This window comes from Mycobacterium lehmannii, from assembly GCF_002245535.1.
Classification (GTDB): Bacteria; Actinomycetota; Actinomycetes; order Mycobacteriales; family Mycobacteriaceae; genus Mycobacterium; species Mycobacterium lehmannii.
The window spans coordinates 66656-74669 of the sequence record NZ_NKCN01000025.1 but is presented as its reverse complement, the minus strand read 5'-3'; the positions used below and the strand labels follow the sequence as shown (position 1 = coordinate 74669).

Annotated in this window: 6 protein-coding genes; 5 read left to right on the top strand and 1 reads right to left on the bottom strand. The window is 69.3% G+C overall.

Going from position 1 to position 8014, the window contains the following annotated elements:
• The first annotated feature begins 220 nt into the window (after positions 1 to 220).
• The gene (locus tag CEX87_RS22335; RefSeq protein ID WP_133148027.1) at positions 221 to 808 is read left to right on the top strand and encodes an Rv1733c family protein; all 588 of its coding nucleotides are present in this window, start codon (positions 221 to 223) and stop codon (positions 806 to 808) included.
• Between the two features lie 188 nt (positions 809 to 996).
• Positions 997 to 1542, top strand: a complete 546-nt coding sequence (locus CEX87_RS22330) for a hypothetical protein (RefSeq protein WP_082699052.1) — start codon at positions 997 to 999, stop codon at positions 1540 to 1542.
• On the opposite strand, the gene CEX87_RS22325 is transcribed toward CEX87_RS22330, so the two are convergent.
• The gene (locus CEX87_RS22325) at positions 1543 to 2928 is read right to left on the bottom strand and encodes a cytochrome P450 (RefSeq protein ID WP_094289136.1); all 1386 of its coding nucleotides are present in this window, start codon (positions 2926 to 2928) and stop codon (positions 1543 to 1545) included.
• A 124-nt stretch (positions 2929 to 3052) separates the two neighbouring features.
• On the opposite strand from CEX87_RS22325, the gene CEX87_RS22320 reads away from it, so the two are divergent.
• From CEX87_RS22320 to CEX87_RS22310, 3 genes are all read left to right on the top strand, one after another.
• Entirely contained in the window at positions 3053 to 3976 is a 924-nt protein-coding gene (locus CEX87_RS22320) for a quinone oxidoreductase family protein (protein ID WP_094289134.1), read from the top strand.
• Positions 3973 to 5430, top strand: a complete 1458-nt coding sequence (locus CEX87_RS22315) for an aldehyde dehydrogenase family protein (RefSeq protein WP_094289132.1) — start codon at positions 3973 to 3975, stop codon at positions 5428 to 5430. The genes CEX87_RS22320 and CEX87_RS22315 overlap by 4 nt, the downstream gene beginning before the upstream one ends.
• Before the next feature lie 108 nt (positions 5431 to 5538).
• On the top strand, positions 5539 to 7914 hold the full coding sequence (locus CEX87_RS22310) for a lysylphosphatidylglycerol synthase transmembrane domain-containing protein (RefSeq protein WP_064418862.1): 2376 nt from the start codon (positions 5539 to 5541) through the stop codon (positions 7912 to 7914).
• Positions 7915 to 8014: the final 100 nt, after the last annotated feature.

Here is an 8014-nt window from a genome sequence, read left to right as displayed (position 1 = left end):
AGATGTGTATGAGGGACAGTGCTTGTGCCGGGGTTTTCGGGGCGGGTGGGACAGGTTGCTGTCGGCGACGAATGCGGCCGGTCGTTCGCGGTCGCGAGCGTGCGCAAAGTGCTGATTTTTCGCGGCGTTTCGAGTGCCGACGCGCACGGTCGCGGAGGGGGTGAAACGAGGTTTGGATGGGCGGTCTCGGTCAATTCCTCGGATGACCGAGGGAGGCGCCATGCAGACGGTCCAGCGCGGGTGGTGGCACTGGCGGATGATCCACGCGCTCGGTCGAAATCCGCTGGTGCGGATGAGCGATCGCGTCGAGACCCTCGTGATGGCGATGGCGGTGACGGCCTCGCTGATCGCAATACCGGTCGCCGGGGCGATGGCGACGGCCATCCACGAGGAACGTGGCCGCGCGTATGTGGCAGAAGCCCAGCACCGCTACCCGGTCACCGCGACCGTCACCGCCACGAGCGCGACGCTTCGAGGCACCGATGTCTCCGTCGTACAGGCGAATTGGCGGTTTGCGGGCGTTCAGCACACCGAGCGTTTCCGATGGGACAGGCCCGTCAAAGCCGGGCAGACCATCGACATCTCGGTCCATCCGGACGGCCGTCGCGCGCAGCCGCTGGATCCGTGGTGGCGAGCCGGGGTCGACGCGGCGGTCGCGGCGATGTCGTTCTGGCTCGCGGTGACGGCGGTGGCGGCGATGTTCGTCGTCGGCGTCCGGCCGTGCCTGCGTCGGGTGCGGTATGCGGCGTGGGACCGCGAGATCGCCAGCCTCGCCGACGACGGCGGCACGGCGAACCGTCGCTCCTGACGAGTGGTGACTCGCGCACCAGGCGGCCACTCAAGCACCAGGCGGCCACTCAACCCCCGCGAGCGACCGCTCTTTGTACGGCCAAACGCGGCGTGCCGGCGCACAAACACGGTCACTCGCGGTGCTTTGAGGTGGGCTCTCGCGGGGTTTGAGGTTTGAGCTCTGGTGACAATGGTAAAAGCACCGGCATGTTGACCAACCTGAAGAAGTTTTCACCGCTCCTGGTGGCCGGCGCGGCGGCAGCCGCGATCGCTGCCGCGCCTGCAGGCTTTGCTTCGCCGTCGTTCCTCCCGACCGGTGGCCCCTCGGGCTGCGTCGACCCCGCCGGCACAGGCTGCGCGGTCGCTCCGGCCCCGGCTCCGGCCCCGGCGCCCGCGCCGGGTGTATGGACACCGCCGCCGCCTCCTGGCGCTCCGGCCGCGGCCGGCGCCGTTCCCGGTGGACCGGCCGGCGTGGCCGGACCCGAGGGCGCAGCGGGCGCGATCCCCGGCGGCCCGGCCGGCGTGGCCGGCCCCGAGGGCGCAGCGGGCGCGATCCCCGGCGGTCCCGCGGGAGCAGCCGGACCGCAAGGCGCGACGGGCGCAATCCCCGGCGGCCCGGCCGGCACAGCCGGACCGCAGGGCGCCGCGGGTGCCATCCCCGGCGGACCGTCCGGCGTGGCCGGCCCGCAAGGCGCCGCAGGGTGCATTCCCGGAGTCGCTTGCGGCAGCGTTCCCGCTACCGACATCCCCTGATCAGTTCTGCGTCGCGGATGACGTGTCGGCGGTGGCGGATCTTGATGCAGCTTGATCCGCCGCCGTCGACACGGCAGTCTTCTTCGCCGACACCGTGATTCGGGCACCGCGGTGCGGTGTCATGATCACGTGCTTGAGCTTCTGCCGCTCGCCTGGGGAGGTCGTCGTTGCCAGCTCGACGCGGCGCAACACCTCACGCAAAACCATCCGCATCTCCACCATCGCGAATCCCGCACCGAGACACCGGCGATTGCCGCCACCGAACGGCAACCACGTTGTCGGGCTCAGGGGCGCGCCGACCATGCGATCCGGGTCGAAGCGGTCGGGGTCGGGATAAATGCCGGCATCGTCGTGCACCAGCGTGATACTCGGAACCACCATCACCCCCGCAGGCAACCGGTAACCGGCGATTTCCACCGGCTCGGTGAGGATCCGGCCGACATCGGGAACGACGGGGCGATTCCGCAGCGTCTCTTTGGCGATCGCATCCAGATACTCGTCGTCGCCGGATTCGGCCGCCTGCACGGCCTTTGACAACACATCCGGATTGCGGGTCAACCGCTCCAGCGCCCAGGACAACCCGGTGGCGGTCGTGTCGTGCCCGGCAACCAACAGCGTGATCAGTTGATCGCGCAGCTCCCGGTCGGTCATCCCCGCGCCGTCGTCGACCCCGGCGCGCACCAGCATCGCCAGCGCATCGGTGCGCTGAGCGAGGTTGGGATCGGCGCGGCGGTCCGCGATCTCGGCATACAAGAGCCGGTCGGCGTGATCCATGTTGCGGCGCAACCGTTGCCACAGGCGATGTCTCAACAACTTGGGTTTGGCGATCGCCACCGACGCCCAGGGGCCGACGTTCAGCAGTTGCGGCATCACCTCACGCAGCGCGGCCAACCGATCCGGGTCGCTGGCGCCGATCACCGTCCGCAGGATCACCTCGAGGGTGATCTCCGACATCTTCGGCGCAACTGCGAACGGCTCCCCCACCGGCCACCCGGCGATGTTGTCCGCCGCGATCTCGGCCATCACGTCGGCCTGCCGCGCCACCGCGTCACGGTGGAACGGCGCCATCATCAGCCGGCGGCGCTCGCGGTGCACCTCGTCGTCGACCACCAGTACCGAGCTGTCCCCCAGCAGTCCCGCCAACATCGAATTCGCTTCGCCGGCATGGTAAATCCTCGGGTCACCGGCGAACACCGTCTTGATGTCGGCCGGATCGGAGAGGTAGACCATCGAGCCGACCATCGAATTGGTCAGCGTGAACACGTTGCCGTAACGACGTTGGCAGATCGACACGATCCGCGGCCACCACCGCATCATCAGCAACAGCAGTGCGAACGACGGGAGCCGAGGTCCCGGCGGCAGCACCGACACCGTTGTTGTACTCATGCCTAATAGAGTACGAGCGCGACGCGCGAATGGGAACAGCCGATCGTTCACCCGCGTCAGACGACTCCGCATAACGCCGTCGACACCGGGGTAGCCCGTTCGTGAACCCGACGGAAGGAACCACATGCGCGCTGCCGTACTGGAAGGGCCCGGCAAGACACCGACGGTCAGGGACTTCGACGAACCCGACGGCCCCGACACCGAACTCGTCGACATTCGCCTCGCCGGATGCAATCCGGTCGACCTGGCCCTCGCCTCCGGCGCGATGGGCGAACCCTTGACACCCTCGGTGGTGGGCAAAGAAGGTGTCGGCACCACCAACGACGGTCGCCGGGTGTACTTCGACTCCCCGCCCGAACCGTTCGGGTCCTGGGCCCAGCGGTGTCGCATCGCTCCCGCGCTGACGTTTCCCGTCCCCGACGGTGTCGACGACGACCTCGCCGTGGCACTGGGCATCGCGGGCCTGGCCGCGTGGCTGCCGTTGACCCGGCACGCCGACGTGTCCGACGGCGAAACCGTCCTGGTGCTCGGCGCCACCGGTGTGGTGGGCCGCATCGCCGTGCAGGCCGCCAGGCTGCTCGGCGCGGGGCGGGTGGTCGGCGCCGGTCGCGATCCCGACGCACTGGAGCAGGTGCGCGACCTCGGCGCCGACGCGGTGGTCCGACTCGGGCAGGATGACGACGCCGAGGCGCTGACGAACGAAGCCGGCGAGGGCTACGACGTCGTCATCGACATGGTGTACGGCGATCCGTTCCTCGCCGCACTCGACGCGTCCGCCGTCGGCGCGACGCTCATCACGGTTGGGCAGGGCGCGGGCGCGACCGCCGCCGTCCCCTTCGCCAAACTGATGGGCCGCACCCACGTCGGGCACAACAACAACATGTTGGGCGCCGATGTGATGCGCGCGGGATACGGCGAACTCACCAAGCACGCCGCGGACGGCCGCATCCGCGTCGAGGTCGAGCGCTACCCCCTCGACGAGGCTCCCCGCGCGTGGGAAGCGCAGGCCGACAGTCCCCACCACAAGATCGCGATCGAAACCTCATGACCCGCTATCCCGATTTCGACACCATGCCGATCGGCAAGCAGTGGCGAGCAGGCTCGTCCGGCAAGACCCGGCAGGACACCGACCCCTACACCGGTGACGTGCTGACCGAGATTCCCCAGGCCGACGCCGACGACCTGGACGAGGCCTACACGACGGCCCTTGAGGCACAACGAGATTGGGCGGCCCAACCGCCCATGGCCCGCGCGCAGGTGATGCGCGACGCCGCCGACGTGATGGGGGCGCGCAAGGACGAGATCACCGACTGGTTGATCCGCGAGTCCGGCGGCACCGTCGCCAAGGCCGAACTCGAGTGGAACCTCGTCCGCTCGGTGCTGTGGGAAGCCGCGTCGATGCCCCACCACGTCGAGGGCAAGATCATGCCGTCCGACATCCCCGGCAAGGAGAGCCGCATCTACCGCGAGCCGGTCGGCGTCGTCGCGGTGATCTCGCCGTGGAACTTCCCGATGCAGTTGTCGAACCGCTCGGTGGCCCCCGCGCTCGCCGTCGGCAACGCTGTCGTGCTCAAACCGGCGGGCGACACCCCGGTCACCGGCGGACTGCTGCTCGCGCGGATCTTCGAGGAGGCCGGCCTGCCGCCAGGCCTGTTGTCGGTGGTGATCGGCTCGGGCTCGGACATCGGCGATGCGATCGTGGCACATCCGGTGCCGCGCGTCGTCTCGTTCACCGGCTCCACGCCCGTCGGCGAGGGCATCGCGGCGAAGGCCGGGATCAAGCGCACCGCGCTCGAACTCGGCGGCAACGGCCCCATCGTCGTGCTCGAGGACGCCGACCTCGACCTCGCCGCCAGGGCCGCGGTGTTCGGCTCGTTCTTCCACCAGGGCCAGATCTGCATGATCGGCAACCGGACGATCGTCGACGGCCGTGTCTTCGACGAGTTCCTCGACCGCTTCGTCGAGCGGACGAAGGCGCTGCGCGTCGGCGACCCGCGCGATCCCGAAACCCAGCTGGGGCCGATCATCAACACCTCGCAGGTGGAGTCCATCCAGGACAAACTCGACCGCGCCCGCACCGACGGCGCTTCCCTGCTGATCGGCGGCGACCCCTTCGGCCCGACCGGCCAGTGCCTGCCGCCGCACATCCTCACCGGCTCCAACGACGTGGCGACCGCCCGCGAGGAGGTGTTCGGGCCGGTGATGACGGTGATCCGGGCCGACGGCGACGAGGACGCGTTGCAACTGGCCAACGCCACCGAGTACGGGCTGTCGTCGGCGGTGTTCAGCCGCGACGTCGAGCGCGCGGTGCGGTTCGCCCGTCGCATCGACACCGGCATGACCCACGTCAACGACGCGCCCGTCAACGACGACGCCAACACGGCGTTCGGCGGGGAGAAGGCGTCCGGGATCGGCCGCTTCGGCGGCCAGTGGGCGATCGACGAATTCACCACCGAACACTGGATCTCCGTGCAGCACGAGCCGAGGCAGTACGCGATCTGACTTCCCCCGGTCCCCGGTCGGCCAATGAGCCGCTTTCCACGGGTCAGCGGCTAAGTTGACGGCGGGTCGCTACCGACGTGGCCCCCGACCGGAGAAGATCGTTGATACATGCGCGTTGACGGACGGGACATCGCCGTCTCCGGCAGCCTGCTGCAGCCTTTGACGAGGCGGACCAACGACATCGTCCGCGTCGTGCTGGCCGCGCTATTCCTCGCGGTCGTCATCACCGGCTCGGTCATCACCCGCAACGAGTGGGTGGCGCTGGAACGCTCGATCTCCGAGATCGTCGCGGTTCTGACGCCCACCCAGGCCAACCTGGTCTACCTCATCTATGGCATCGCGATCGTCGCGCTGCCGTTCGTGATCCTGGTCAGCCTGATCCTGTCGCGACAGTGGAAGCTGCTCGCCGCCTACGCCGCAGCGGCCGTCATCGCCGGATCCGCGTTGTCGATCAGCGGCCTGGGGCTGACCGCGCCGCGTTGGCACTTCGACCTGTCCGGGCGCCTCGACACGTTCGCGTCCCAATTCGTCGACGACCCGCGCTGGATCGCGATGCTCGCCGCCGTGCTCACTGTCTCCGGCCCCTGGCTGCCTGCCCGATGGCGGCGCTGGTGGTGGACCCTGCTGCTGGCGTTCGTGCCGATCCACCTGGTGGTCAGCGCGGTGGTGCCGGCCCGCTCGCTGGTCGGGCTGGCGGTCGGCTGGTTTGTCGGCGCCCTGGTGGTGCTCGTCGTCGGAACCCCCGGACTCGAGGTCCCCCTCGACGGCGCGGTGCGGGCGATGGCCCGGCGCGGTTGCGTCGTCACCGGCCTGCGGGTGGTGCGCCCGGCGGGTGCCGGACCGCTCGTGCTGACCGCCACCTGCGAAGACCAGCAGACCGCGGCGGTGATGGAACTTTACGGACCCCACCAGCGCGGCGGCGGCGTGCTGCTGCAGCTGTGGCGCAAAGTGCGGTTACGCGACCGCGAGACCGCGCCGCTGCACGCGTCGATGCGCCGCCTCGTCGAGCACCGCGCCCTGATGGCCATCGCGATCGGCGAGCTCAAGATCGCCAACGCGTCGACGATCGCCGTCGCCGCGCTGGACCGCGGCTGGACGTTGTACGCCCACTCCCCGCCCCGCGGAATTCCGATCAGCGAGTGTGCCGACTCGATTCCCGTCGGCCGGGTGTGGGAGTCGCTTCGCGACCTGCACGACTGTCAGATCTCGCACGGCGACCTGCGCAGCAGCGAGATCACCGTGGACGGAGACACGGTGCTGTTCGGCGGGTTCGACAACGCCGAGTACGGCGCCACCGACGCCCAGTTGCGCAGCGACATCGCTCAGCTGCTGGTGACGACGACGCATCTCTACGACGCGGGTTCGGCGGTGCGGGCGGCGATCGACGCGTTCGGCAACGACGCGGTGCTGACCGCGTCGCGGCGGCTGACCATGGCCGCGATGCCGATGCGCATCCGCAACTCCGTGACCGACCCCAAGGCCGTCATCTCCGCCGCCCGTGACGAGGTGAAGCGTCAAACCCGGGTGGATGAGATCCGCACCGAGACCGTCACGCGGTTCACCCGCAGTCAGGTGATCCAGCTGGTACTGCTGGCCGCGCTGGTCTACGTCGCCTACCCGTTCCTGTCCTCGGTGCCGACGTTCGTCACCGAACTGCGCACCGCGAACTGGTGGTGGGCGCTCCTCGGCCTGGCCGCCACGAGCCTGACGTACCTCGGTGCGGCGGCCGCACTTTGGGCGTGTGCCGACGGGCTGGTCAGCCTGTGGGGGCTGATCGTGATGCAGGTGGCCAACAAGTTCGCCGCCACCACGACGCCCGCTGGAGTGGGCGGGCTGGCGTTGTCCGCGCGGTACCTGCAGAAGGGCGGTGTCAGCCCGATGCGCGCGACCACCGCCGTCGCGCTGCAGCAGTCCGTCCAGGTCATCACCCACCTGGGGCTGCTCATCTTCTTCTCCACCGCGGCCGGCGTATCGGCGGATCTGTCACGCTTCGTGCCCAACGTGACGCTGCTGTACCTGATCGGCGGTGTGCTGCTCGGGCTGGTCGGCACGTTCTTGTTGGTGCCGAAGCTGCGCCGGTGGCTGTCGACGGCGGTGCGGCCGCGGTTGGAGGAGGTGATCGGGCACCTCATCGCGCTGGCCAGGGAACCGCGGCGGTTGGCGATCATCATGGCGGGCTGCGCCGCGACGACGCTGGGCAACGCGTTCGCGCTGTGGGCGGCGATCGAGGCCTTCGGCGGTGACACGTCGTTCATCACGGTCACCGTGGTGACGATGGTGGGCGGCACGCTGGCCTCGGCCGCACCCACACCGGGCGGGATCGGGGCGGTCGAAGCGGCGCTGATCGGCGGTTTGGCGGCGTTCGGCATGCCCGCCGCCGTCGCCGTACCGTCGGTTCTGCTCTATCGGGTGCTGACCATCTGGCTGCCGGTCTTCGTCGGTTGGCAGGTGATGCGCTGGATGACCAGAAATTCGAAAATCTAGGCCCGTTGTCGTAGTGCCGCCCCTCACCACCGCAGTGCTCGGAGGTACTGTTTCACCATCGTGTCGAGAAAAAACTGCGCGATAGTCGAATATTCGTCCC

What these genes read in the sequence shown, in the direction of transcription:
- CEX87_RS22315 (WP_094289132.1), top strand. Translation starts at nt 3,973, where the DNA reads ATGACCCGCTATCCCGATTTCGACACCATGCCGATCGGCAAGCAGTGG.
- CEX87_RS22320 (WP_094289134.1), top strand. Translation starts at nt 3,053, where the DNA reads ATGCGCGCTGCCGTACTGGAAGGGCCCGGCAAGACACCGACGGTCAGG.
- CEX87_RS22325 (WP_094289136.1), bottom strand. Translation starts at nt 2,928, where the DNA reads ATGAGTACAACAACGGTGTCGGTGCTGCCGCCGGGACCTCGGCTCCCG.
- CEX87_RS22335 (WP_133148027.1), top strand. Translation starts at nt 221, where the DNA reads ATGCAGACGGTCCAGCGCGGGTGGTGGCACTGGCGGATGATCCACGCG.
- CEX87_RS22310 (WP_064418862.1), top strand. Translation starts at nt 5,539, where the DNA reads ATGCGCGTTGACGGACGGGACATCGCCGTCTCCGGCAGCCTGCTGCAG.
- CEX87_RS22330 (WP_082699052.1), top strand. Translation starts at nt 997, where the DNA reads ATGTTGACCAACCTGAAGAAGTTTTCACCGCTCCTGGTGGCCGGCGCG.